Source organism: Kocuria sp. PD6 (assembly GCF_031844145.1).
GTDB lineage: Bacteria > Actinomycetota > Actinomycetes > Actinomycetales > Micrococcaceae > Kocuria > Kocuria marina.
This window is the reverse complement of the sequence record NZ_JAUZUS010000001.1, coordinates 296107-319971: the sequence shown is the minus strand read 5'-3', so window position 1 is coordinate 319971 and position 23865 is coordinate 296107. Positions and strand designations below refer to the sequence as shown.

Below are 23865 nucleotides of genomic sequence, written 5' to 3'. Positions count from 1 at the left end.
CGCTGAACGGACCGGGGCACCCCGGGTGATCCGGGTGTCACGCGCTAAAGTTTCGGTGCGCCGAAACTTGCCGTTCCACGCGGTGCGCGGGACGGTGGACCTGAGCAGGAGGCCACCATGACGTCGGGCAATCCAGCGCCGCAGGACGCGACCGGTGCAGGGGGTACGACGGCGCGGGCGTCGTCGCACGGGACCATCGCCGCACTCGGGCCGGCGTTCGTGGCCGCGATCGCTTACGTGGACCCCGGCAACGTGGCCGCGAACGTGAGCGCGGGTGCGGGGCATGGCTACCTGCTCGTATGGGTGCTCGTGCTCGCCAACCTCATGGCCATGGTCATCCAGTACCTCTCCGCCAAGCTCGGGATCGTGACGGGGCTGTCCCTGCCGCAGGTGCTAGGCGGTTCGCTGCCGCCCGGTACCCGGGTGCTCTACTGGGCCCAGGCCCAGCTCATGGCGATCGCCACGGACGTCGCCGAGGTGATCGGCGGGGCGCTCGCATTGTGGTTGCTGTTCGGCATCCCGTTGCCCCTGGGCGGGGTGATCGTGGCCGCGCTGTCCATGCTCGTGCTCGCGCTCCAGAACCACCGCGGTCAGCGCGTGTTCGAGACCGTGATCCTGGGGATGCTCGGGATCATCACGGTGGGGTTTCTCGGGGGACTCGTGGTGGGCCCGCCCGATCCGCGGGGTGTGCTCGACGGTCTGGTACCGCGGCTGGAGGGCTTCGAGTCCCTGGTGATCGCGGCGGGGATGCTGGGTGCCACCGTGATGCCCCACGCGATCTACATCCACTCCGCACTGAGTCGGGACCGTCACGGCATGGGCCACGCCCCAGAGCGCGTCTCCCAACTCCTGCGCGCGACCCGCGTGGACGTGGTGCTGGCACTCGTGGTGGCCGGTGCGGTGAACATAGGGATGCTCCTGCTCGCGGCCAGGAACCTCTACGGCGTGGAGGGCACGGACACGATCGAGGGTGCGCAGCACGCGATCTCCGACGCGCTCGGGCCCGCCGTGGGGGTCGTCTTCTCCCTGGGGTTGCTGGCCTCCGGGCTCGCCTCCACCGCGGTGGGTGCGTACGCGGGGGACGTGGTCACGGCGGGTCTGTTGCGGTGGCGCATCCCGCTGCTCGCGCGGCGGCTGATCACGGTGATCCCCGCCGTCGTGATCCTGGCGCTCGGCGCGGAACCCACTGCAGCCTTGGTCGGGAGTCAAGTGGTGCTGAGCTTCGGGATCGCGTTCGCGCTCATCCCCTTGGTGGGCGCCACGGGCAGGGCCTCCCTCATGGGCCGCTTCCGCAATGGCCCGGTGCTCGCGGCCATCGGGTGGGTGAGCGCTGCGATCGTGGTGGTGCTGAACGTGGTCCTGCTCGTCTTGGGCGTGGGAAATGTGGGTTAGGGGCTAGCAAAACCACATAAACAGACATAAGCTCACATCACACAGGGGTTTCACCGCCGACACCCCGGTCCGTGAGGTGAAGATGTTCGCTGCAGAACGCCACGAGGAGATCACACGCACCGTGAGCCACGAGCGCCGTGTCAACGGTGCGGGACTGGCGAAGCGGTTCGGTGTGACCATGGAGACGATCCGCCGGGATCTCGCCGTGCTCGAGTCCCAGGGGAAACTGCGCCGTGTGCACGGCGGTGCCGTGTCCGTGGACCAGTCCACGAGCGGCGAACAGGGGATGGACTCCCGATCGCGCCTCGCGGCCGATGAGAAACGGGCCATCGCCCGCAAAGCCCTCGAGGTACTCGAACATGCCGAGGCCGGTGCCGTGGTCCTGGATGCCGGCACCACGGTCGAGGCGCTCGCGGACCTGTTGCTGGCCCGGGACAACCACCTGCCCGGCGGGCAGGAACAGCTGATCATCACCCACGCCCTGCACATCGCGGCGAAACTCGCGGACGCCGAGGGTGTGGGGCTCGAGCTCGTGGGTGGGCGGATCCGCAAACTCACGTGGGCGGCCACCGGCTCGCGGGCCGCCCAGCACTACGACCAGTTGCGCCCGGACCTCGCGTTCGTGGGCTGCAACGGCGCCCACGCCTCCTTCGGGCTGTCCACCCCGGACCCCATCGAGGCCGTGGTCAAGGCGACGATCGTGCAGGCCGCGCGCCGCGTCGTCGTCCTGTGCGACGCGAGCAAGCAGGACCAGGAGACCCTCACGCGCTTCTGCTCGCTCGAACAGATCGACACCTTCATCACCGACCGCGCTCCCGTGGGGGAGCTGGCCCAAGCCCTCGAAGACGCCGACGTGGAAGTGGTTCTCGCATGATCATCACCGTGACCCTCAACCCCTCCGTGGACCGCACCGTGGACCTGCCCGGCCCGCTGGCCCGCGGTCGCGTGCAGCGCGCGAGCGACACCCGCCAGGACCCCGGGGGCAAGGGTGTGAACATCTCGCGCGCGCTGGCCGCGAGCGGTGTGGACACTGTGGCCGTGGTCCCGGGGGACGGCACCGATCCGCTGTTCACCGCGCTCGACGCCGCGGGGGTGCGCTACGACAGCGTGTCCATCGGTGCGCCCGTGCGATCCAACATCACCGTGACCGAACCGGACGGGACCACGACCAAGATCAACGAGCCCGGCCCCCCGCTGGACGAGCACACCGTGGACCGGATCGTGGAACGGATCGTCTCCCGCGGCGCGGGTGCGCAGTGGCTCGTGTTCGCGGGGTCCGTGCCGCCCGGGCCCGCCCCGGACGTCTACGCCGTGCTGGCCGCCCGCGTGAGCGGGGCGCTCGGTGCGGCCGCGCCGTCGTTCGCGCTGGACACCTCCGGGGACGTGCTGCGCGCGGCTCTCGCCCCGGGTGTCGCCGTACTGCCGGACGTGATCAAACCCAACGGCCACGAACTCGCGGAGCTGCTGGGCCGCACCGACGGCGATGCGCTCGAGGCCGATCCGCGCGCCGCAGCGGACGCCGGGCGGGAGCTCGTGGCCCGCGGCGTGGGGGCCGTGCTGTGCACTCTGGGCGGCAACGGTGCCGTGCTCGTGACGCCCGAGGGCGCGTGGCACGCCGTGCACGAGCCCGTCACGGTGCGCTCGACCGTGGGCGCAGGCGACAGCGCCCTGACCGGGTACCTCGTGGCCACCCAGCGCGGGGAGGCCCCGGCCGAACGCCTGCGCCGGGCCGTGGCCCACGGCTCCGCCGCCGCCGCCCTGCCCGGGACGCAGATGCCCACGGTCGCGCAGACCACGCCTGACGCCGTGCGGGTCACGCAGCTGACGTCCGCACGGCAAAGCGCCGCGACACCGGACGTCCCGACGCCGAACCCGCCGACCCCGGCCGCGCCCCGCGAGACGCAGCCCCGGACCTGATCCACCCACCGCCCCGTAGCCAAGGAGCACCGACATGTCAGATCTGATCAATCCCGGCCTGGTCCTGTTGGACCGGGACCTGGGCGAGTCCACGGAGAGTGTGATCCGTGCACTCGCGGCCACCGTCCACCGGGAGGGCCGCGCGAGCACCGCGGATTCCCTCGCCGCGGACGCACTGGCCCGGGAGGCCAAGAACGCCACCGGGATCCCGGGCGGGATCGGCATCCCGCACTGTCGCTCCGAGGCCGTCACGCAGGCCACCCTGGTCATGGCGCGGCTCGCCCCCGCCGTGGACTTCGGGGCCAAGGACGGACCGGCGGACATCGTCTTCTTCATCGCTGCACCGGCAGGCGCGGACCAGGAGCACCTCAAGCTGCTGTCCAAGCTCGCACGTTCCCTCATGAAGAAGCCCTTCGTGGCGTCCCTGCGCGCAGCGCAGTCGCCGGAGGAGGTCGTGGACATCGTGGACACCGCCCTCGGTCTCGCTCCGCAGCCGGACGACGCCGCTGCGGCACTCACCGCGGCGACCGGGACCGCGGCCGCGGGATCCTCCGCCGCGACCGGTGCCGACGGGTCCGCTGCCGCGGGAACCGGCGGTGCCGCTGCCGGCGCAGCCGTAGCTGGTGCGAGCGGTGCGACCGCGGCGTCGAACGCCGGGACGCAGACACCCACCGGAACGCACGCGCCGCTGACTGAATCCGCGACGTCGACGGCGCCCGATGACGCGGGCGCCCGGGGTCCGCGCAGGCTCGTGGCCGTCACGGCGTGCCCCACCGGCATCGCCCACACCTACATGGCCGCGGACGCCCTGGCCAACACCGCCCAGGAAATGGGAGTGGACCTGCAGGTCGAGACCCAGGGCTCCTCGGGCGCCACGCGTCTGGACCCGGCGGTGATCGGTCAGGCGGAGGCCGTGATCTTCGCGACCGACGTGGACGTGCGGGAGCGCTCGCGGTTCGCGGGTCTGCCGTACATCGCGTCCGCGGTCAAGCGCGGGATCGACGAACCCCGCGAGATGATCCAGGAGGCCCTCGAGGCCGCGGACGATCCCCAGGCGCCCAAGGTCACGGGCGACGGCGGTGAGGTCTCCGCCGCCGTGACCGGCAGCGAGGGGTGGGGCACGCGGATCCGTAAGGCCGTGATGACGGGTGTCAGCTACATGATCCCGTTCGTGGCCGCGGGCGGTCTGCTCATGGCGATCGCGTTCATGCTGACCCAAGATCCGGTGGGCGTCGCCGAGAACGCCGACGACATTCTGACCACCGCCACCCTGGGCAACCTGGGGGACGTGTCCCTGGCCATGTACCTGGGCGCCGTGCTGTTCAAGACCGGCAACCTGGCGATCAGCCTGTTGGTCCCCGCCCTCGCGGGCTACATCGCCTACGGGCTCGCGGACCGTCCGGGCATCGCCCCCGGCTTCGCGGCCGGTCTCGTGGCCAACTTCATGGGCGCCGGGTTCATCGGCGGCATCGTGGGCGGTCTGCTGGCTGGCATCTGCGCGTACTGGCTGACGCTGCCCCGGCTGCCCCGCTGGCTCGGATCACTCATGCCCGTGGTCATCATCCCGCTGCTCGCCACGCTGTTCGCCGGCGGGTTGCTGTTCCTGCTGATCGGCGGGCCCATCGCCGCGTTCATGACGTGGCTCACGAGCCTGCTCGCCGGGATGAGTGGTGCCTCGGCCGTGGCCCTGGGTGCCGTGCTTGGTCTGATGATGTGCTCGGACCTGGGCGGTCCCATCAACAAGGTGGCCTATTCCTTCGCCGTGGCCGGACTGGGTGCCGCGACCGTGACCAACACGGCGCCGCAGGAGATCATGGCCACCGTGATCGCCGCGGGCATGGTGCCCCCGCTCGGGATGGCGCTCGCCTCCACCGTGCTGGGCCGCAAGTACTTCAGCGCCGCGGAGCGTGAGAACGGCAAGACCTCGTGGCTGCTCGGCGCGTCCTTCATCTCCGAGGGTGCCATCCCGTTCGCCGCGGCCGATCCGCTGCGCGTGATCCCCGCCTCGATGGCCGGTGGCGTCATCACCGGTGCCCTGACGATGGCGTGGGGCGTGACCTCGGCTGCCCCGCACGGTGGGATCTGGATCCTGCCGGTCGTGGACGGACGCTGGGGCTTCGTGGCCGCCATCCTGGCGGGCACCGTGGTCACCGCCGTGCTGGTCACCCTGTTCAAGCGCATCGGCAACGTGAAGAAGCACGTGGGCGAGGTCCCCGGGGTTCCGCAGACACAACAAACCGTGGAAGTGTGAGACATCATGACTGACAACGACGTGACCGGTGCCGCACAACAGCGCGTGGAACTGCGCGGTGTGGGGGTCAGCCCCGGGCGTGTGATCGCCCCCGTGGTGCACATGGCACCCGCCGTGAGCGAGCCGCCCGAGGGCGAGCCGCTCACCGGGGACGCCGAGGCCGCGATCGACCGCCTCAAGGCAGCTGCGCTCGAGGTCAAGGCCGAGCTCAAGGAAAGGGCCGCTCGGGCGCGCTCGGAATCCGCGGCGGAGGTACTCAAGGCCACGTCCCTCATGGCGGGGGACAAGGCCCTGATCAAGAACGCGGGCAAGCTCGTGACCGATCAGCAGCTCAGCCCCGAGCGGGCGCTGTGGCAGGCTGCCACCGCGTACGCGGACCAGATGCGGGCCATGGGCGGCTACATGGCCGAACGTGCCGCGGACATCGAGGACGTCCGCGCGCGCATCGTCGCCCGACTGCGCGGGGAAGACGCCCCGGGCGTGCCCCAGCGCAAGGAGCCGTTCGTGCTCGCGGCCGAGGACCTCGCACCGGCGGACACCGCGGTGCTGGATCCGGACGTCGTCGTGGCGCTGGTGACCGCCTCCGGCGGACCCCAGTCCCACACGGCGATCCTCGCGCGCAACCTCGGGCTGCCGGCCGCCGTGGCCGTCGAGGGGATCCTCGAGGTCCCCGCGGGGACGCCCGTGTTCGTGGACGGTGCCGAGGGCGCCGTCGTCGCGGCACCGGCAGAGCACGAACGCGAGGCAGTGACCGCGTGGCAGCGCGCGGCCGCGCAACTCGCGTCCTTCGACGGCCGGGGCGCGCTCGCGGACGGCACCGAGGTCCCGCTGCTCGCCAACGTGGGCACCGGCGACGACGCCCGCGCGGCCGCCGAGGCCGGCGCCGAGGGCGTGGGATTGTTGCGCACCGAGTTCTGCTTCCTGGGCCGGGACAGCGAACCCACCGTGGCCGAACAGACCCAGGCGTACGCCGAGATCTTCGCGGCGTTCGAGGGCAAGAAGGTGGTCGTGCGTACGCTCGACGCCGGGGCGGACAAGCCCCTGCCTTTCCTCACGGACACCACCGAGCCCAATCCCGCGCTCGGTGTGCGCGGCTACCGCACCGACTGGACCACCCCGGGCGTGTTGCAGCGCCAGCTCGAGGCGATCGCGGCGGCGGCCCGGGAGACCGGTGCGCACGTGTGGGTCATGGCACCCATGATCGCCACCGCGGAGGAGGCCGCCCGGTTCCACAAACTCGCGAGCGTCGAGGGGCTGCAGGTCACCGGCGTCATGGTCGAGACACCCGCCGCGGCCATCACCGCCGAGCAGATCCTCGAGCGCGTGGACTTCGTGTCGCTCGGGACCAACGACCTCACGCAGTACACGATGGCCGCGGACCGCATGCTGGGTGCACTCGCCGAGTTGAACTCCCCGTGGCAACCGGCCGTGCTGCGCATGATCGAGCGCACCGCGGCGGGTGCGCGAGCGGCGTCTGACGCGTCCGGTGAACACAAGAACGTGGGCGTGTGCGGCGAGGCCGCCGCGGACCCCGCGCTCGCCGTGGTGCTCGTGGGGCTCGGGGTGGACACCCTGTCCATGAGTGCGCGCTCGCTCTCCGCCGTCGCCGCCGTGCTCGCCCGCGTGGACACCGCCCAGGCCGAGCGGCTGGCCGCACTCGCCGTGTCCGCCACGAGCGCGCGCGAGGCCAAGGAAGCCGTGCGGGCACAGTTGCCCGTGCTGCACGAACTGGGGCTGTGACCCCGCCCGAACCAGCGTCACCCGAACCGACCCAGCAAGGAGCTGACATGTCAGAACGCATTGCCACCGTGGCCTCCCGTGTGGGGCTGCACGCCCGGCCCGCCGCGATCTTCGCGGAGGCCGCCGGCGAGTACGAGAACCTGGAGATCACCATCCGCGCCGAGGGCGAGGACGCCGAGGAGGGCATGGACGCGTCCTCGGTGCTGTCCCTGATGTCCCTGGGCGCGGCCCACGGGGACAAGGTGGTCCTCGCGGCCGACGGCGACGGCGCCGAGGAAGCCCTCGAGCACCTCGCCTCGATCATCGAGACGGACCTCGACGCCGAGTGATCCTCACCACCGCCGACGCCGGGCGCCCCTGTGTGGGCACCCGGCGTCGGCGCTTTCCCGGGGGGTGATCGTCGCATTCCGGTGACCGGGGTCGGGGCCCAGGGCGAGGAGTACGGTGAATCGCATGGTGCGGTTTCTCATTCTGACAGGTCTGGTCGTGGCCACGATTGCCACGGTTCTCGCAGCGGTCTTCGGTCCCTGGGGATGGTGGATCCTCGCAGTCATCTTCTTCCTGCTGTTGCTCGTGGGCATCCGCGATGCGACGCAGCGCAGGCATTCGATCCTGCGCAACTTCCCCGTGCTCGGGCACGCGCGGTTCTTCATGGAGAAGATCCGCCCCGAGATCCAGCAGTACTTCATCGAGCGCAACTACGACGGCAAGCCGTTCAACCGTGACCAGCGCTCGCTCGTGTACTCGCGGGCCAAGGGCTTCAAGGGCGACAAGGCGTTCGGCACCGAGCTCAACGTGAACGAACCGGGCTACGAGTACTTCGTCCAGTCCGTGGCGCCCAAGGCGACCCCGGAGAGCGAGCACCGCGTGCGCCTGGGCGGGCCCGACTGCAAGCAGCCGTACGACGCATCGCTGCTGAACATCTCCTCCATGAGCTTCGGCTCCCTGTCCAAGAACGCCGTGCTCGCCATGAACAAGGGCGCGGCCATGGGCGGGTTCGCGCAGGAGACCGGTGAGGGCGGGCTGACCAAGTACCACCTCGCCCACGACGCCGACATCATTTGGGAGTTCGGTTCCGGGTACTTCGGCACGCGTGACGAGAACGGCAACTTCGACCCGGAGGCCTTCCGCAAGAAGTCCAACCTGCCACAGGTCAAGGCCATCAACATCAAGCTCTCCCAGGGCGCCAAGCCGGGCCTGGGCGGCGTGCTGCCGGGCTCCAAGGTGACCGAGGAGATCGCGGAGGCGCGCATGGTCCCCGTGGGCCAGACCTGCATCTCCCCGGCCAGCCACTCGGCGTTCACCACGCCGCGCGGTCTGATCCAGTTCGTGGCCCACCTGCGGGAACTGTCCAACGGCAAGCCGATCGGCTTCAAGCTGTGCGTGGGCTCGCGCGTGGAGTTCCTGGCCATCTGCAAGGCCATGATCGAGGAGAAGGTCACCCCGGACTTCATCATCGTGGACGGTTCCGAGGGCGGCACCGGTGCCGCACCGCTCGAGTACCAGGACCACGTGGGCACCCCGCTCGTGGAGGGTCTGATCCTGGTGCACAACGCGCTCGTGGGTGCGGGACTGCGGGACCGGATCAAGATTGGCGCCGCCGGGAAGATCACCTCGGGCCACGACATCGTGCGCCACATCATCCAGGGTGCTGACTTCTGCATGAGCGCGCGCGCCATGATGATGGCCGTGGGCTGCATCCAGGCCCAGGCGTGCCACACCAACAAGTGCCCCGTGGGCGTGACCACGCAGAACCCCAAGCTCTACAAGGCCCTGGACATCGAGGACAAGGGTGACCGCGTGGAGCGTTACCACCGCCTGACCGTGGAGGAAGCGGGCCAGATCATCTCCACCATGGGCTGCGAGCACCCCGAGGAGCTCACGCGTCAGATGCTGCGCCGCAAGGTCACGGCCACCCAGAGCATCTCGTACGAGACCCTCTACCGCTGGCTCACGCCGGGCAAGCTGTTCGAGGGCGTCGAAGGCGGTTGGGGTGAGGACTGGGATTACGCCGATCCGGACAAGTTCACCCCGGGTCACCCGGGCAAGTACGTGTTCAAGGGCCGCAGCCCGCTGGAACCCGGCGACGTCATGCCGGCGGACGATCGCGAGCCGGCGCTGTCCGGTGCCCGCGGCGGCGAGCGCGGTACCGAGTCCGCCACGCCGCGCACGAGCGGGCCGTCCGCGGGGCAGGCCTCCGAGGCGAACCCCGGGCAGTCCACCGCGGGCACGAGCCGACGTCCCGAGGGGCAGCCTGGCAACGCGGCCGGTGCCCAGCACACGACGAGCGACCCGTCCCCGGACTCCGATCACGTGGACCCCTCCGACGACTCACGCACCCGCAACCCCGGGCTCGCCTGAGCCCGAGGGATACCATGTGAGGCGGTGCCGCGACAGCGCGGCACCGCCTCACGTCGTCAGTGCCCCCCTGTACAGGATTGAGAGAGCCTTGCGAGAATTCACGGCACGTTTTGCCACCGATCAGGAAATCGCCGAGTGGGACTCCCACGTCACGGCCAACCCCTCGGGCGGCAACCTGTTGCAGTCGGAGGCGTTCGCGCTGGTCAAGAAGGACCACGGGTGGAAGCCGCAGTACGTGGTGTACGAACCCACGGACGGTTCGCAGCCCAGTTACAACCTGGTGCTCGAGAAGTCCGTGCCCGCCCTGGGCAGGCTGTGGTACATGATCAAGGGCCCGGACGTGGCGAGCGTGGACGACATCCCCGGCATCGTGGCGGCCAACGAGCGCTTCGTGGCGGGTCCCGCGCGCGGCGTGTTCGCGATCAAGTACGAACCCGAGATCGTGGCCTCCGACTACGCCGCGGGCGTGATGGCGCGCAGCGGACTCGTGAAGTCCTTCGAGATTCAGCCCAACGACTCCACCGCCGTGCTGGACACGGACATGGACGAGAAGGCCCTGCTCAAGTCCCTGCACTCGCGGGGTCGCAACGCGGTGCGCCGTGCGACCCGCGAGGGCTGCGAGGTGGACCAGGTCCCGCTCACGGAGGAGAACATGCGCGCGATGTACGCGCTCATGGATTCCGTGGGTCAGGGTCACGCCAAGGTGACCCTGCGTTCCTACGAGTACTACCGGGCGTTCTGGAACAATTTCGCCGATCGCGGTCAGGGCCGGCTCTACTTCACCTACGAGGACGGCAAGCCCTCGGTGGGTGCCTACGTGATCTCCTACGGGCGCAAGGGCACCTACAAGGACGGCGGCTCCAAGCCGCGGCGCAAGCAGTACGGGGACTCGCACCTCGTGCAGTGGAGCGCCATCACGGACCTGAAGCAGGACCACGAGATCACCCAGTACGACTTCTGCGGGACCCCGCCCTCCGACCAGCTCAAGAACAAGGAGCACCCCTACTACGGTCTGGGGTTGTTCAAGACGAGCTTCACCAAGACTGTCGTGGATTACGTGGGCGTTTGGGATCAGCCACTCAGCCGCGCGAAATACGCTGTGTGGAACAACGTGGCGGAGAAGGTACAGCGCCAGTTGTGGGTGCGCCGCACGGGTCAGCCCTTCTACTGACAGGCGGCCGCGGCCCCTCCACCCGGCCCCCGCTCGCCCGCAGGCGAGGACGTGGGCGAGCACGGGCGCGCGAGCGGATGCGTGTGGGCCGCACCCCAGCACACAGGAGTCGAACAGTGCCTGCGGCGGCAGAGAAGGGTGATCCCACGTGAGCGTGAGCGAGCAATTGACGCGTCTGGCGCACCAGGGCTACCCGTCCTCGGGTGAGAGCACGGGCCCGCACGCGGTGGACGATGAACCGTTCGGTCCCGCCGGGGACACCGCGCTGCGCGACGCCGTGCAGCACACGAGTCCGCGGCGTCGTACGCGTTACGCACCGCGCCCCACCGAGGAACAGGCCGCCCGGGCGGAACTGCGTAGCGCGCCCGTGCACACCGACACCCGGACGACGTCGCAGCTGCGGGTCCCTGGCGTCCGTCCCCGCAGCGCCGGGCACGGTCCCGCGACCGGCACCGGAACGCCGCAGGTCTCCTCCCTGCCCGTCCTCACACCGAGCCAGATCGCCGCCGACCGCGCAGGCCAGGGGCACCGGGCGGCGGTTCCCGCGGCATTGACCGAACCCATCAGCAGCCCGTCCCGGCGTGGCACCGCCCCCGCGAGCTCACCCGTGGAGCGCCCGGAAACCGTGGCGCACGAGCCGGCGCCCGCGACCACCGCGATCTCGCGGGGCGTGTACCCGGCCACCCGGGTCAAACCGTCGCGAGCACCCAAGGCACTGTTGCGCTCCCTCGTGCAGGGGGACGCCGCGCCCACCGCGCCCATGCGTGTGGTGGACCGGCTCACCGCCACACCGTTCCAGCACCTGCGCAAGTTCGGGGACAGCACGGACCGCCAGGCCCGGCGCACCCTGAACTTCGCGCTGCGCCTGGCCGAGACCATGTTCCACTACGGCGCGGACGCGCTGGACGTGGAGAACGCGATCATCGCGGTGTGCGCCACGTACGGGGTGGAGAACCTGGACGTGGACATCACCAACCAGTCGGTGACCATCAACTACGTCGCGGAGACCACGGCCACGGGCAAACTCACCGCCGCCGGCGAGGCCCTGCGGCGGGTCACCGAGGACACCGGCTCCTCCGCCCACCCCGCGACCGCCCTGGCGGGCACACCCGGGACCACGGGGGAGCAGCGCGGGAGCTCCGCGCCGCGCACCGGCCAGGACCCGTGGGGCGATTCTTCGACCTCGAGCCACACCGTGATGCGCGTGGTGCGTTCGTGGACCGACAACTACTCGGGTCTCGCGGACTCCCATCAGCTCGTGACCCGGATCATCGAGGGCAACACGCCCCTGCGGGACGCCGAACGGGAGCTCGCCCGGATCAACGCCCGGCCCAAGCCCTACCCCAAGTGGGTCGTGTGGCTCGCCACGGTGATCGCGGCGGGGACCATCACGCTGGCGATCGGCGGCAGCCCGGCCGGTGCGCTCGTGGCCGTGGTCTCCTCCGTGGTGGTGCAGTCCGTCACGGCGAAACTGGGGGCGTGGCGGATCCCGGAGTTCTTCTCCCTCGCGGCCAACGCCCTGGTGGTCACGCTCGGTGCCCTGTTGATCTCGGCGGTGGGGGTCGAGGTGTCCCCGCCCAAGGTCATCGCCGGTGGGATCATCATGCTGTTGCCCACCACCCGCATGGTCTCCACGATGCAGGACGCGATCAACGGTTTCCCCGTGACCGCGGCCGGACGACTACTGTCCACCGCCATGGCGTTCCTGGGGATCGTGGCCGGGATCGCCCTGGGGATCACCTTGTCCGCGCACCTGGGGGTCCCACGGATTGACGTTTCCCAGTCCGGGTTCACACCCGCGGCAGCCGTGACCAACACGGTGTTCATGCTGATCTCCACCGCTCTGATCGCGATCACCATGCAGGCGAAGCCGCGTCACCTGCTGCCCGCCGTGACCGCGGCCCTCGTGGGCCTCGGTTTTTACCACGGCATCGGTAGCTTCGATCCCAGCACACGATTGGCCACGGGCGTGGGGGCTGTGGCGAGCGGTTGCGTGGCCGCGCTGCTCGCGGCGAGGGCCAAGATCCCGCAGGCGATCCTCGCGATCCCCGCGATGACCTACCTGCTGCCCGGGTTGAGCCTGTTCCGCGGAATGTACGCGATCACCGTGGAGATCGAGACCACGGGGGACGGCATCACGGGACTCGTCAACGCCATGGTGTCCATCGTGCTCCTCGCGGCGGGCGTGGTGCTCGCCAAGTACCTCATGCGCCCGTTCATCGAGCGGATGCAGTACCTCTCCCAGCGGCGCAACCGCCGCCGCTGACCGGTCAGAGAATCTTGCCCACGGGCAGCTTCTTCTCCGCCTGGAACGTCTCCTCGGCCCGCCCGGCCGCCCAGTACCCGGACAGGGATACCTGCGAACGCTCGAGCCCGCGGACGTCGAGCAGTTCCTTCCGGGCAGCCTTCATGGCCTCGCGCTCGCCGTGCACGAACGCCTGCACCCCCGCGGTGTCCTCGGGCCACGCGGCGTTCGCGAGTCCCGTCACGAGGGCGCGCTCACCGTCCTGCTGAGCGGCGCGGTGCACCCAGCGCACCCGGACGCCCTCGGGGATCGCGAGGTCGGTGAGGTCGAGTTCGTGGGAGGCGTCCTCGACCTCCAGGACGGCTTCTCCGCGCGCCGAGGCGGGCAGCGCCTCGAGGTTCGCGAGCACGGCGGGGACGGCGGCGTCGTCGCCAGCGAAGACGCTCCACGCGGCGGCCGGATCCGGGAGCCACTTGCCGCCCGGGCCGAGCGCCACGATCCGGTCGCCGGGGGACGCGGCATCCGCCCACGGCCCCGCATAGCCTTCGGTGCCGTGCAGGGCGACGTCGATCCACACGGTCTCGGTGTCGGGTTCCGTGTGGCGCAGGGTCATGTGCCGCGTGACGGGCTGGTCCTGGGGTGCGGCGTTTTCGCGCGCGGCCCAGTAGTCGGGGAACGCGCCGGGCGCGGTCGCCGCGAGCGTGGCTGCGGAGAAGAAGACGAGCTTGACGTACTTCTCCGGCGCCTCCATGTCTTGGAACTGCTCGGCGTTCTCGATCCTGCACACCACGCGCACCATGCCCGGGGAGAGCTGAATCCGGTCCGTAACCGTGAGGTTGAGCTGGGGTTTGCGGGGTCGCGCCGGAGTTTGTGTCATGCGTCCAGCGTAGGTGCTGCTACGCGGGCAGTTCCCACGAGACGGGCTGGGCGCCCTGTTGTTGCAGCAGCTCATTGGCGCGGGAGAACGGGCGGGAACCGAAGAACCCCCGGGACGCGGACAACGGGGACGGGTGCACCGATTCCACGGTGGGCGCCCCACCCAGCCAGTCCTTGGTGCCGCGGGCGTCGCGACCCCACAGGATGCCGACGAGGGGTTGCTCGCGCGCCCCGAGCGCGCGGATAGCGCACTCCGTGACCGCTTCCCAGCCCTTGCCCCGGTGGGACGCGGGGAAGCCCGCGCGCACCGTGAGGACCCTGTTGAGCAGCATGACGCCCTGCTCGGCCCACGAGGACAGGTCCCCGTGCGCGGGCGGCGTGATCCCCAGATCGGAGTGCAGTTCCTTGTAGATGTTCTGCAGGGACCGCGGGATCGGGCGCACGTCCGGGGCTACCGAGAACGAGAGGCCCATCGCATGGCCCGGGGTGGGGTAGGGGTCCTGGCCCACGATCAGCACCTTGACCGCGGACATCGGCTCGCGAAGCGCGCGGAAGATGTGGTCCCCAGCGGGCAGGGTGTGGTGGCCCTCGGCGTGTTCGGCGCGCAGGAACTCGCCCACGGCCCGGATCTGCGGCTCCACGGACTGCAAGGCACGGGCCCACTCCTCGTTCATGATCTCGTGCAACGGGGGCGGGGTGTTCACGGTGCGACCTCCAGGGCGTGCGGCCTCCGGGTACCGCCCGGAGCGTTAGGGTTGAGCCCATGTCTACCACGGGCGACGGCCTCGACGAGCTCGACCGGGCCATCCTGGACCTGGAGTCCGAGCACTGGAAGTACCGCGGCGCCAAGGAGTCCGCGATCCGCTCCCGCCTGGGGTTGAGCCCCGTGCACTACTACCAGCGGCTCAACGCCCTGATCTCCTCAGAGGCCGCCGCGCGCCACGCCCCCATGCTGATCTCCCGGTTGCGCCGCGCGCGCAATCGCTGAGCGGGTCCCCGGGTGCGCGTGGGATAGTGGGCAGCGCACCGCGGACCCCTGACCGCCGCGGGTCCGGCAGGCGGGGCGCACGCCGTCCCACGGTCCCGGCACCCGCGGGTCGGCGCCCCTGGTCCCACCGTTCGTTGAGGAGAGCCACAGCATGAGCGAGTACCCCCGTGACGAGTTCGACGACGTCCCCGAGGACGGCGCCCGGCAGGGTGCCCACCGGGGCCATAACCCGAATGCCCGAGCGGGGTCCCGGGGCAAGTTCCTGGCGATCCTCGTGGCCGGTGTGCTCGCCCTCGTCCTGGGGGCGGTGGCCTTCGTGAACGCCCCGCGCACGGCCCAGGAAGCGCTCGCCCTCTCCGCCGCAGCCGTTGCGGTGTCCCCTGACGACGACGCCGCGGCCGGTGCCTCCGGGGTCGGTGCCTCTGTGGCCGGTGCCTCCGCGGTGGGTGCCGTGGCGCTCCGGACGGCCGCGAGCGACGTCGTGCCCGGAGCCCCCGCGGCCGCCTGAGCCGCCCGTTCAGCCGGGGACGAAACCTGAGTCCACTGGACGCAGGGCGTTTGCGGTTCCGGCATGACGAGTGCCACTATGGGATTAGCACTCAGTCGCGTGGACTGCTAACCGGGTCCGGTGGTGGTCGCGCGGCGGACGAGTGACATCACGGTGAGGTGGTTGCGGCGCGGTGAGGATCGCGGCGCGGCACCGTCCGTCGCGGGCATCGTGATGACAAGTCTTGTTTGTCAACCGTCCAGGAGGGACGAAACACATGGCAAAGATGATCGCATTCGACGAAGAAGCCCGCCGCGGCCTCGAGCGGGGCCTGAACACCCTCGCCGACGCCGTCAAGGTCACCCTCGGCCCGCGCGGACGCAACGTGGTCCTCGAGAAGTCCTGGGGTGCCCCCACGATCACCAACGACGGCGTGTCCATCGCCAAGGAGATCGAGCTCGAGGAGCCGTACGAGAAGATCGGCGCCGAGCTCGTCAAGGAAGTCGCCAAGAAGACCGACGACGTCGCCGGTGACGGCACCACCACGGCCACCGTGCTGGCCCAGGCCCTCGTGAAGGAAGGCCTGCGCAACGTGGCCGCCGGTGCGGACCCGCTGTCCCTCAAGCGCGGCATCGAGAAGGCCGTGGCCGCGGTGACCGAGCAGCTGCTGTCCTCCGCCAAGGAGATCGAGACCGAGGAGGAGATCGCCGCGACCGCGTCCATCTCCGCCGCGGACCCGGAAATCGGCAAGCTCATCGCCGAGGCCATGGAGAAGGTCGGCAAGGAAGGCGTCATCACCGTCGAGGAGTCCAACACCTTCGGGCTGGACCTCGAGCTGACCGAGGGCATGCGCTTCGACAAGGGCTACCTCTCCGGTTACTTCGTGACCGACGCCGACCGTCAGGAAGCCGTCCTCGAGGACCCCTACATCCTGATCGTCAACTCCAAGATCTCCGCCGTGAAGGACCTGGTCCCCGTGCTCGAGAAGATCATGCAGGCCGGCAAGCCGCTGCTGATCATCGCCGAGGACGTGGACGGCGAAGCGCTCGCCATGCTCGTGCTGAACAAGATGCGCGGGGCCGTGAAGTCCGTGGCCGTCAAGGCCCCCGGCTTCGGTGACCGCCGCAAGGCGCAGCTCGCGGACATCGCGATCCTCACCGGCGGCCAGGTCATCACCGAAGAGGTGGGCCTGTCCCTCGAGTCCGCCACGATCGACCTGTTGGGCCAGGCCCGCAAGGTCGTGGTGACCAAGGACGAGACCACCATCGTGGACGGTGCCGGTACGCAGGAGGAGATCGAGGGCCGCGTGGCCCAGATCCGCGCGGAGATCAACAACTCCGACTCCGACTACGACCGCGAGAAGCTGCAGGAGCGCCTGGCCAAGCTGGCCGGCGGCGTGGCCGTCCTCAAGGCGGGTGCCGCCACCGAGGTCGAGCTCAAGGAGCGCAAGCACCGCATCGAGGATGCCGTGCGCAACGCCAAGGCCGCCGTGGAGGAGGGCATCGTCGCCGGTGGTGGCGTGGCCCTGATCCAGGCCGGTGCCAAGGTCTTCGAGTCCCTCGGCCTGTCCGGGGACGAGGCGACCGGTGCCAACATCGTCAAGGTCGCGATCGACGCACCGCTCAAGCAGATCGCGCTCAACGCCGGGCTCGAGCCGGGCGTCGTCGTGGACAAGGTGCGCGGGCTCGAGACCGGGTGGGGCCTCAACGCCGCGACCGGCGAGTACGAGGACCTCATGGCCGCGGGCATCAACGACCCCGTCAAGGTGACCCGTTCCGCCCTGCAGAACGCGGCGTCCATCGCCGGGCTGTTCCTGACCACCGAAGCCGTGGTCGCGGACAAGCCCGAGCCCGAGGCCGCCGGTGCGGGCGCGGGTGCCGATCCCATGGGTGGCATGGGCGGCATGATGTGATCTCGCTCTTCTGAGTGAGTTCCGCCCGGCCCACGGGTGGACATCCCGGGAACCCCGGGGACACCTGCTGTCCCCGGGGTTCTCGCATCTCCGGGAGTGCTCGCGCACCCGGGTGCTCTTCGCGCGCCCGGGTGGTGCCCCCGGGGCGGTCCGCTGAACCGCGGACCAATGCGAGACCGGGTGATCGCCTACCAGCGGCGGTGGTTCAACGTGTCGGGAGGTTTTGCGAGGATGAGCGCATGACGATCATCGCTTCCGCGGACGGCTCCGCACTCGGCAACCCCGGACCCGCGGGGTGGGCCTGGTACATCGATCCCACCTCGTGGCGCGCGGGGGGTTGGGCCCACGGGACCAACAACATGGGCGAGCTCACCGCGGTGCTCGATCTGCTCCGCTCCACCCGGCACCGCGCGGACGAACCGCTGCGGGTGCTGTGCGACAGCCAGTACGTGATCAACTCGGTCACCAAGTGGATGCCGGGCTGGAAGAAGAAGGGCTGGAAGAAGCGCGACGGCAAACCCGTGCTCAACGTGGAGATCATGAAGGCGCTGGACCGCGAGCTCTCCGGTCGGGACGTCAGCTTCGAGTGGGTCAAGGGGCACGCGGGTCACGAGCTCAACGAGGCCGCGGACGAGCGCGCCCGCGCCATGGCCACGGCCTACCAGTCCGGCACCGCGCCGGAGGACATGCCCGCGGGGCCGGGCTTCCGGGACGACGCGGGCCGCGGAATCGAGGCGGGAGACGTGGAACCGGATCTTTTCTCCGCGTGGGCCTCCCCGGAGGACCTCCCGGCGGGTCACGCTGGGTCCACGGAATCCACGGAATCCACGGACTCCAACGGCACCCCCGAGCATCTCATCTCGGACGCGGCCTCGCGTGAGGCCACGGTCCTCGGCCGCGGGAATGCTCCCGGTGGACCGGGGGAGTCCCTGCACCCCGACCTGGTGTGCGTGGACCGGCGAGGTGCCACGACAGCCCCCGAGTCCGTGCTGAGCATCGTCGAAGCGGCAGGGTGTGAGCCCCGGGAGCTGCGGGTCACGGCCCTGGGCGCGCACGCCTACCACGTGAGCTACCGGCTCGAGGAGACATCCGTCGTGACCCGGCGCAGTTCCGTGTGGGTCCGCGAGGATCAGCACCACGACATGGGCCCATGGCTACTGCGGTACCACCAGGTCACGGCGGAGGTCTGAGCCCGGGCTCACCCGGCGAACATCCGCGCGTTCGCGGCCTCGGTCTCGGCGTACTGGGTGCCCGCGGTCGCGAGCGCCTGGTTGATCTGGGCCACGGCCTGTTCCATCTGGGCCTGCGCGGAGCGCCAGGAGTGGAAGGCCTCCTGGAAGCTGGCCGAGGCGGTGCCGGTCCACGAAGCCTGGAGATCGGCGAGCGTGGCGCTCATGCCGTTGACCTCGGAGCTGAGCCGTTCGATGTGCCCGTGGGCCTGCTGGGACTTGGCGGCAATGGTGTCACTGTCCACGACGAAGTGGGCCATGGTGGTTCCTCCCTGGAGCGGATGCGGTGGCCCGGTGGATTGCCGGGCCCGATCCACGCTAAGCAGCACGTGCCGCGCAACGCCCCGGAGAGGGAGGGGATGGGGACTCAGGCGTCCTCGGAGTCCTCGTCCACAGGTTTCGTGTGGGGGATCCGCACGGTGAAGGTCGCCCCACCGCCGTCGGTCTCCTCGAGTTTCACCGCGCCGTCGTGCTGGGCGATGATCGCGGCCACGATGGACAGGCCCAGCCCCGTGCCGCCGGTTTCGCGGGTGCGGGAGGAATCCGCGCGGTAGAAGCGTTCGAAGACGCGCTCGGCGTCCTCCCGGTCGATACCGGGCCCGTGGTCGCGCACCTGCAGCACGGAGGTGAACCCGCCGTCCACGGCACTCTCCAGACCCACCGCAAGTTCGAGCGGCGATCCCGCGGGGGTGTAGCGCAGGGCGTTGGTGATCAGATTGGCCACGACTTGGCGCAGCTTGGACTCGTCCCCGTGCACCCACGCGGCCTCGGGCTGGGAGTCGTGCAGCCCCACGACCCGCACCGTGCGGTCCGGTGCCGTGGCGTGGGCGTCGGACGCGGCGTCGTACGCCAGGTGCAAGAGGTCCACTGGTCGCGTGGTGGCGACCCTGCGTTCGTCCAACCGGGCCAGGGTCAGCAGGTCCTCCACGAGCTGGGTCATCCGCTTGGACTCGGACTCGATGCGTTCCATGGCCTTGGCCACGTCCTCGGGCGTTTGCAGCGCGCCGTGGCGGTACAGCTCCGAGTACCCGCGGATCGACACCAGGGGGGTGCGCAGCTCGTGGGAGGCGTCCGCCACGAACCGCCGCAGTTTGATCTCGGAGCGGGTGCGGGCGTCGAACGCGTCCTCGATGTGGCCGAGCATTGCGTTGAGCGAGCCCGAGAGCTGTCCGATCTCGGTCTGGGGGTTGTAACCCTCCATGCGCTGAGAGAGGTCCCCCTCCGCGATCCGGGCGGCCGTGGCCTCGACCTGCCGCAACGGTTGGAACGCCCGGGTGACCATGACCCAGCCCACGGTCATGGCCGCGAGCAGGGTGGCCAGGCCGAAGCTGAACGTCAGCAACCCCACGCCGGAGATGATCGCGTTGGTGCGGTCCAGGGGTTCGGCCACGACCACGGACATGTCGAACGCCGTGAGCTTGGTGGGCACCACCCGCCACTTGCGCTCGGGAGCGCCCACGGATCCCACGGTCTCCGCCTGGCCGTCGTGGGCCATGACGTAGTCCAGGGTCATCCCGCTCAGATCTGGACTCGAGCTGCCCGGGGACGTGCCGGTACCGCTGCGAGCGCTCGCCACCACGTTGCCGTTCTGATCCAGCAGGTACCCCGAATTGGGCACCGGTGTGGTCACGTCACCCTGCAGCGCTCCCGTGAGCACCGGGGCCACGGTGTTCACGGACCCGCGCAGTTCCTGGTCCATGCTGGTCACGAGCGAGTCGCGCAGCACGGACACGGCCACGAGCGTGGTCACCGAGATGCTGATGGCCAGCAACAGCCCCGTGAGGGCCATCAGCTGGGAACGCAGGGATGCGGAGCGGAACCGGCGGGTGAGGACGTTCAATGGTTCAGTGGCGCTTGTCCGCCGAGCGCAAGAGGTAACCCACGCCGCGCTTGGTGTGGATCAGGGACGGCTGCTCGGGGTCGTTGTCGATCTTGCGGCGCAGATAGGAGATGTAGGACTCCACGATGGAGGCGTCCCCGTTGAAGTCGTACTCCCACACGTGGTCCAGGATCTGGGCCTTGGACAGCACCCGGTTGGGGTTGAGCATGAGGTAGCGCAGCAGCTTGAACTCGGTGGGGGACAGGTCGATCTCGCGCCCGCCGCGGAAGACCTCGTGGGCGTCGTCGTCCAGGACCAGGTCGTCCACGCGCAGCCGGGAGTCCTCCTCCTCGAGCGGCTGGGTGCGGCGCAACACGGCGCGGATGCGGGCGACGACCTCGTCCAGACTGAACGGCTTTGTCACGTAGTCGTCACCGCCCACGGTCAGGCCGGCGACCTTGTCGTCGGTGTCGTCCTTGGCGGTGAGGAACAGGATGGGGAAGTGGCGTCCGGCGGCGCGCAGCTTGCGGGTCACGGAGAATCCGTCGATGTCCGGGAGCATGACGTCCAGCACGGCGAGGTCAGGGTCCTCGGCCTCGGCCTTGAGCAGGGCGTCCCGGCCGTTCGCCGCGGTGACCACTTCGAAGCCCGCGAATCGCAGGGAGGTGGCCAGCAGTTCCAGGATGTTGGGTTCGTCGTCGACGACGAGCAGTTTCGCTTCGGGTGTTTTCGTGTTCACGCCCGTCAGTATCTCCGAGTTTCCTGAATGGATTCTGTTCTCCGGCCGTCCGTTATCTGGAAGGACGGCGACGCCGCTGCGCGCGCCTCAGCGGGCCGAGCGCCGCCGCGCGCCCCGCAACAGTTCCACGCACATCAGCAGGAAGGCCACGGGGAGGAAGATCGCGGGGAAGACCGTGAACCCGCCCCAGATCACGTGCCCGCCGGCGGCCGCCACGAGCACCGCCACCAGCGACAGCACGCACACGAACGCGAGGACCAGTGTGACGACGAGCAGGGGGGACATGCCCCGGCGAGGGCTCGGGGAGGTGCGGCCGGATGCGGTGGGAACGGTGGGTTCGGACATGGTCCTCACGGTAGCAAGGACCGGTTACGCGGTGGGTTGAATCCGGACCCGGGGCGATCATGAGGGGGCTAAACTATTGACTTCGCGAGCAGCCGGCGTTCCCTCCGGTGGCCGCGCAGACACGGCGACGAGAGACTGAGGTGATCCGCGTGCCCACGGGCAAGGTCAAGTGGTTCGACGCAGACAAGGGTTTCGGCTTCCTGGCCACCGACGACGGCCAGGAAGTGTTCCTGCATTCGTCCGCCCTGCCCAAGGGGGTCACCACGGTCAAGCCCGGGACCCGCATGGATTTCGGGATCGCGGACGGCAAGCGCGGTGCGCAGGCCCTGTCCGCGACCTTACTGAGCAAGCCGCAGTCCGTGGCTCGCAACACGCGCAAGCCCCCCGAGGAGATGGCCGTGCTCACCGAGGACCTCATCCGGTTGTTGGACGGGATGTCCAACGGACTGCGCCGGGGGCGCTACCCGGACCACTCGCACGGCAAGAAGATCGCGACCATCCTGCGCACCGTGGCGGATGAGATCGATGTCTGAGACCACCGCGGAGACCGCTCCGCAGCGACCCGCGGGGCGTACACGCACACCCAAGCAGGACCCGGTGCTTACGGGCGCGGTGGATCTCGCGCGGGAGGCTGTGCTGGCCCCCGTGACGGACGCGTCCTCGGTGGGGGAACACCTCGGTGTCACCGTGCACGAGGACCGGCTGCTGACCCACCTCTTCGACTGTCGCCTGGCTGGCTACCCCGGCTGGGCGTGGTACGCGACCGTGGCCCGGGCCCCGCGCAGCAAGCACGTGACCGTGTGCGAGACCGGCCTCGTGGCGGGTCCTGATTCCCTCCTGGCCCCGGATTGGGTGCCGTGGGAGGAGCGGATGCAGGCGCTCCAGGAGCAGGAGGCGCAGGACGAGCACGACTCCCCGGCGGAGGGGGACGAGCACCCGGACGACGGGCAGGACTCCGCCGACGCCGAGCACGCCGGTGACGGTGACACCGCACCCGCCGAGGAGACCTCCACCGATGGGGAGACCTCCCGCACCGAGGACGAGTACGCTGCATCGGAAGACGCCGAGGACGGCGCAGCATCGTAGGCAGCGGACCGGCCGCCGCCCCCGGGACCCCGCCGCCGGCGGTCCCGGAGTCGGGGATGTTTCGGTCCCTGCGCATCCGTAACTACCGTCTGTGGTTCACGGGTGCGCTCGTGTCCAACGTGGGTACGTGGATGCAGCGCACCGCCCAGTCATGGCTCGTGTTCGATGAACTGACCGATCACGACGCCACGGCCATGGGCGTGGTGATGGCCCTGCAGTTCGTTCCGCAATTGCTGCTCGCCCCCTACGCGGGGGTGCTCGCGGACCGCTACGACCGGCGCCGGATCCTTGTGATCACGCAGGGTGTCATGGCGCTGCTGGCCCTGGGGTTGGGCATCCTGTTGCTCCTGGACGTCGCGCAGTTGCCCACCGTGTACGCGTTCGCGCTGGGCCTGGGGATCGTCGCGACGTTCGATGCCCCCGTCCGGCAGACGTTCGTCTCGGAGATGGTCCCGGACACCCACGTGTCCAACGCAGTGGCCCTGAATTCCACATCGTTCAACTCGGCGCGGTTGATCGGTCCCGCGGTCGCCGGTGTGCTGGTCGCCGCCGTGGGCACGGGGTGGGTCTTCATGATCAACACCCTCACGTTCGCCGCGATGATCTGCGCGATCGTGCTGATCGACGCCGCCAAGTTGCGTCCCGCTCCACGCGCGCGGCGGGCACGCGGGCAGATCCGGGAGGGCATCGGCTATGTGCTCCACCGCCCGGACCTCGTGGCGGTCATGAGCACGATCTTCATGATCGGCACGTTCGGGATGAACTTCGCCGTGTTCCTCGCGGCCATGGGTGGTTCCGTGTTCGGGCGCGGCTCCGAGGAGTTCGGCGTCCTCAACTCGATCCTGGCAGTAGGCACCCTGACCGGGGCGTTGCTCTCCGCCCGCCGCGCGCGGGCGCGGTTGCGCTACATCTTCTTAGGCTGCGTGGCCTTCGCGATCACGTGCCTGGGTGCGGCCACCGCCCCCACGCTGTGGGTTTTCGCGCTGTGGCTGATCCCGTGCGGCATCGCGTCGCTCACGATCATGACCACCGCCAACGCCTATGTCCAGACGACCACCGCACCCGCGATGCGCGGGCGCGTGATGAGTCTCTACATGGCCATCTTCATGGGCGGTACGCCGATCGGCGCACCCACCGTGGGGTGGCTGACCGACACGCTCGGGGCGCGGTGGGGCATGGGTGCGGCGGTGCTCGCCGGGGTCGTGGGCGCGCTGATCGGCGCGTGCTTCGCGTGGCGACTGCGCCGGGAACGGCAGCTCGCGACGTCGTCCACGGCGGCTCCGGGGACGACGTCGCGCGGCTGAGTC

22 protein-coding genes are annotated in these 23865 nt (G+C 70.0%); 16 read left to right on the top strand and 6 right to left on the bottom strand.

Going from position 1 to position 23865, the window contains the following annotated elements; genetic code table 11:
* The first annotated feature begins 117 nt into the window (after nucleotides 1-117).
* The 9 genes from Q9R22_RS01495 to Q9R22_RS01455 all read left to right on the top strand — a co-directional run bounded on the left by Q9R22_RS01495 (nucleotide 118) and on the right by Q9R22_RS01455 (nucleotide 13098).
* Nucleotides 118-1392, top strand: coding sequence for an Nramp family divalent metal transporter (locus Q9R22_RS01495; protein ID WP_131333354.1), 1275 nt, complete (start codon nucleotides 118-120; stop codon nucleotides 1390-1392).
* A gap of 82 nt (nucleotides 1393-1474) precedes the next feature.
* A complete protein-coding gene (locus Q9R22_RS01490; protein WP_131333353.1) occupies nucleotides 1475-2266 on the top strand; it encodes a DeoR/GlpR family DNA-binding transcription regulator in 792 nt (263 codons plus the stop codon).
* Nucleotides 2263-3309: a 1-phosphofructokinase family hexose kinase gene (locus Q9R22_RS01485; RefSeq protein WP_131333352.1), complete on the top strand. Its 1047-nt coding sequence runs from the start codon at nucleotides 2263-2265 to the stop codon at nucleotides 3307-3309. Before Q9R22_RS01490 ends, Q9R22_RS01485 begins: the two co-directional genes overlap by 4 nt.
* A gap of 34 nt (nucleotides 3310-3343) precedes the next feature.
* Complete coding sequence (locus Q9R22_RS01480; protein ID WP_131333351.1) at nucleotides 3344-5560, top strand: fructose-specific PTS transporter subunit EIIC; 2217 nt, start codon at nucleotides 3344-3346, stop codon at nucleotides 5558-5560.
* 6 nt (nucleotides 5561-5566) lie between these two features.
* Entirely contained in the window at nucleotides 5567-7300 is a 1734-nt protein-coding gene (gene ptsP / locus Q9R22_RS01475) for a phosphoenolpyruvate--protein phosphotransferase (protein ID WP_131333350.1), read from the top strand.
* Between the two features lie 47 nt (nucleotides 7301-7347).
* Entirely contained in the window at nucleotides 7348-7629 is a 282-nt protein-coding gene (locus Q9R22_RS01470; protein WP_035963817.1) for an HPr family phosphocarrier protein, read from the top strand.
* A gap of 124 nt (nucleotides 7630-7753) precedes the next feature.
* Entirely contained in the window at nucleotides 7754-9661 is a 1908-nt protein-coding gene (locus Q9R22_RS01465) for an FMN-binding glutamate synthase family protein (protein ID WP_131333349.1), read from the top strand.
* Between the two features lie 88 nt (nucleotides 9662-9749).
* Nucleotides 9750-10832 (top strand): peptidoglycan bridge formation glycyltransferase FemA/FemB family protein, encoded by a 1083-nt coding sequence (locus tag Q9R22_RS01460; protein WP_035963815.1) that lies wholly within the window; start codon nucleotides 9750-9752, stop codon nucleotides 10830-10832.
* A 148-nt stretch (nucleotides 10833-10980) separates the two neighbouring features.
* Complete coding sequence (locus Q9R22_RS01455; protein ID WP_131333348.1) at nucleotides 10981-13098, top strand: threonine/serine exporter ThrE family protein; 2118 nt, start codon at nucleotides 10981-10983, stop codon at nucleotides 13096-13098.
* Nucleotides 13099-13102: 4 nt separating this feature from the next.
* Here Q9R22_RS01455 and Q9R22_RS01450 read toward each other — a convergent pair whose 3' ends face one another.
* Both Q9R22_RS01450 and Q9R22_RS01445 read right to left on the bottom strand, forming a co-directional pair.
* Nucleotides 13103-13954 (bottom strand): siderophore-interacting protein, encoded by an 852-nt coding sequence (locus Q9R22_RS01450; protein WP_131333347.1) that lies wholly within the window; start codon nucleotides 13952-13954, stop codon nucleotides 13103-13105.
* Between the two features lie 19 nt (nucleotides 13955-13973).
* A complete protein-coding gene (locus Q9R22_RS01445; protein WP_207387843.1) occupies nucleotides 13974-14657 on the bottom strand; it encodes a uracil-DNA glycosylase in 684 nt (227 codons plus the stop codon).
* Between the two features lie 59 nt (nucleotides 14658-14716).
* Between Q9R22_RS01445 and Q9R22_RS01440 the strand changes: the two genes are divergently transcribed.
* From Q9R22_RS01440 to Q9R22_RS01425, 4 genes are all read left to right on the top strand, one after another.
* Entirely contained in the window at nucleotides 14717-14941 is a 225-nt protein-coding gene (locus tag Q9R22_RS01440) for a DUF3263 domain-containing protein (protein WP_035963809.1), read from the top strand.
* Nucleotides 14942-15092: 151 nt separating this feature from the next.
* Nucleotides 15093-15449 carry a hypothetical protein gene (locus tag Q9R22_RS01435; RefSeq protein ID WP_242670472.1) on the top strand — a complete coding sequence of 119 codons (357 nt, stop codon included), beginning with the start codon at nucleotides 15093-15095 and terminating at the stop codon, nucleotides 15447-15449.
* 256 nt (nucleotides 15450-15705) lie between these two features.
* Nucleotides 15706-17340, top strand: coding sequence for a chaperonin GroEL (gene groL / locus Q9R22_RS01430; RefSeq protein ID WP_064847215.1), 1635 nt, complete (start codon nucleotides 15706-15708; stop codon nucleotides 17338-17340).
* A 239-nt stretch (nucleotides 17341-17579) separates the two neighbouring features.
* Complete coding sequence (locus Q9R22_RS01425; protein ID WP_131333346.1) at nucleotides 17580-18530, top strand: RNase H family protein; 951 nt, start codon at nucleotides 17580-17582, stop codon at nucleotides 18528-18530.
* A gap of 8 nt (nucleotides 18531-18538) precedes the next feature.
* Here Q9R22_RS01425 and Q9R22_RS01420 read toward each other — a convergent pair whose 3' ends face one another.
* From Q9R22_RS01420 to Q9R22_RS01405, 4 genes are all read right to left on the bottom strand, one after another.
* Nucleotides 18539-18829 (bottom strand): WXG100 family type VII secretion target, encoded by a 291-nt coding sequence (locus tag Q9R22_RS01420; RefSeq protein WP_064847213.1) that lies wholly within the window; start codon nucleotides 18827-18829, stop codon nucleotides 18539-18541.
* A gap of 107 nt (nucleotides 18830-18936) precedes the next feature.
* Nucleotides 18937-20409 carry a cell wall metabolism sensor histidine kinase WalK gene (locus Q9R22_RS01415; protein WP_207387842.1) on the bottom strand — a complete coding sequence of 491 codons (1473 nt, stop codon included), beginning with the start codon at nucleotides 20407-20409 and terminating at the stop codon, nucleotides 18937-18939.
* Between the two features lie 4 nt (nucleotides 20410-20413).
* Complete coding sequence (locus Q9R22_RS01410; protein ID WP_035963961.1) at nucleotides 20414-21127, bottom strand: response regulator transcription factor; 714 nt, start codon at nucleotides 21125-21127, stop codon at nucleotides 20414-20416.
* An 87-nt stretch (nucleotides 21128-21214) separates the two neighbouring features.
* Nucleotides 21215-21472 (bottom strand): hypothetical protein, encoded by a 258-nt coding sequence (locus Q9R22_RS01405; RefSeq protein WP_131333345.1) that lies wholly within the window; start codon nucleotides 21470-21472, stop codon nucleotides 21215-21217.
* Nucleotides 21473-21621: 149 nt separating this feature from the next.
* Here Q9R22_RS01405 and Q9R22_RS01400 point away from each other — a divergent pair, with 149 nt between their 5' ends.
* From Q9R22_RS01400 to Q9R22_RS01390, 3 genes are read left to right on the top strand one after another with little or no spacing between them, the layout of a single operon-like run.
* A complete protein-coding gene (locus Q9R22_RS01400) occupies nucleotides 21622-22005 on the top strand; it encodes a cold-shock protein (RefSeq protein WP_131333344.1) in 384 nt (127 codons plus the stop codon).
* Nucleotides 21998-22558 (top strand): DUF3027 domain-containing protein, encoded by a 561-nt coding sequence (locus tag Q9R22_RS01395; RefSeq protein ID WP_239318923.1) that lies wholly within the window; start codon nucleotides 21998-22000, stop codon nucleotides 22556-22558. Before Q9R22_RS01400 ends, Q9R22_RS01395 begins: the two co-directional genes overlap by 8 nt.
* Nucleotides 22559-22614: 56 nt before the next feature.
* Nucleotides 22615-23862 carry an MFS transporter gene (locus tag Q9R22_RS01390; protein ID WP_085107044.1) on the top strand — a complete coding sequence of 416 codons (1248 nt, stop codon included), beginning with the start codon at nucleotides 22615-22617 and terminating at the stop codon, nucleotides 23860-23862.
* Nucleotides 23863-23865: the final 3 nt, after the last annotated feature.

Bases quoted from the DNA above. Each gene is read 5' to 3' on its own strand.
- Q9R22_RS01495 (WP_131333354.1), top strand. From the start codon at position 118: ATGACGTCGGGCAATCCAGCGCCGCAGGACGCGACCGGTGCAGGGGGT.
- Q9R22_RS01490 (WP_131333353.1), top strand. From the start codon at position 1,475: ATGTTCGCTGCAGAACGCCACGAGGAGATCACACGCACCGTGAGCCAC.
- Q9R22_RS01485 (WP_131333352.1), top strand. From the start codon at position 2,263: ATGATCATCACCGTGACCCTCAACCCCTCCGTGGACCGCACCGTGGAC.
- Q9R22_RS01480 (WP_131333351.1), top strand. From the start codon at position 3,344: ATGTCAGATCTGATCAATCCCGGCCTGGTCCTGTTGGACCGGGACCTG.
- ptsP (WP_131333350.1), top strand. From the start codon at position 5,567: ATGACTGACAACGACGTGACCGGTGCCGCACAACAGCGCGTGGAACTG.
- Q9R22_RS01470 (WP_035963817.1), top strand. From the start codon at position 7,348: ATGTCAGAACGCATTGCCACCGTGGCCTCCCGTGTGGGGCTGCACGCC.
- Q9R22_RS01465 (WP_131333349.1), top strand. From the start codon at position 7,754: ATGGTGCGGTTTCTCATTCTGACAGGTCTGGTCGTGGCCACGATTGCC.
- Q9R22_RS01450 (WP_131333347.1), bottom strand. From the start codon at position 13,954: ATGACACAAACTCCGGCGCGACCCCGCAAACCCCAGCTCAACCTCACG.
- Q9R22_RS01440 (WP_035963809.1), top strand. From the start codon at position 14,717: ATGTCTACCACGGGCGACGGCCTCGACGAGCTCGACCGGGCCATCCTG.
- Q9R22_RS01435 (WP_242670472.1), top strand. From the start codon at position 15,093: ATGAGCGAGTACCCCCGTGACGAGTTCGACGACGTCCCCGAGGACGGC.
- groL (WP_064847215.1), top strand. From the start codon at position 15,706: ATGGCAAAGATGATCGCATTCGACGAAGAAGCCCGCCGCGGCCTCGAG.
- Q9R22_RS01425 (WP_131333346.1), top strand. From the start codon at position 17,580: ATGACGATCATCGCTTCCGCGGACGGCTCCGCACTCGGCAACCCCGGA.
- Q9R22_RS01420 (WP_064847213.1), bottom strand. From the start codon at position 18,829: ATGGCCCACTTCGTCGTGGACAGTGACACCATTGCCGCCAAGTCCCAG.
- Q9R22_RS01405 (WP_131333345.1), bottom strand. From the start codon at position 21,472: ATGTCCGAACCCACCGTTCCCACCGCATCCGGCCGCACCTCCCCGAGC.
- Q9R22_RS01395 (WP_239318923.1), top strand. From the start codon at position 21,998: ATGTCTGAGACCACCGCGGAGACCGCTCCGCAGCGACCCGCGGGGCGT.
- Q9R22_RS01390 (WP_085107044.1), top strand. From the start codon at position 22,615: ATGTTTCGGTCCCTGCGCATCCGTAACTACCGTCTGTGGTTCACGGGT.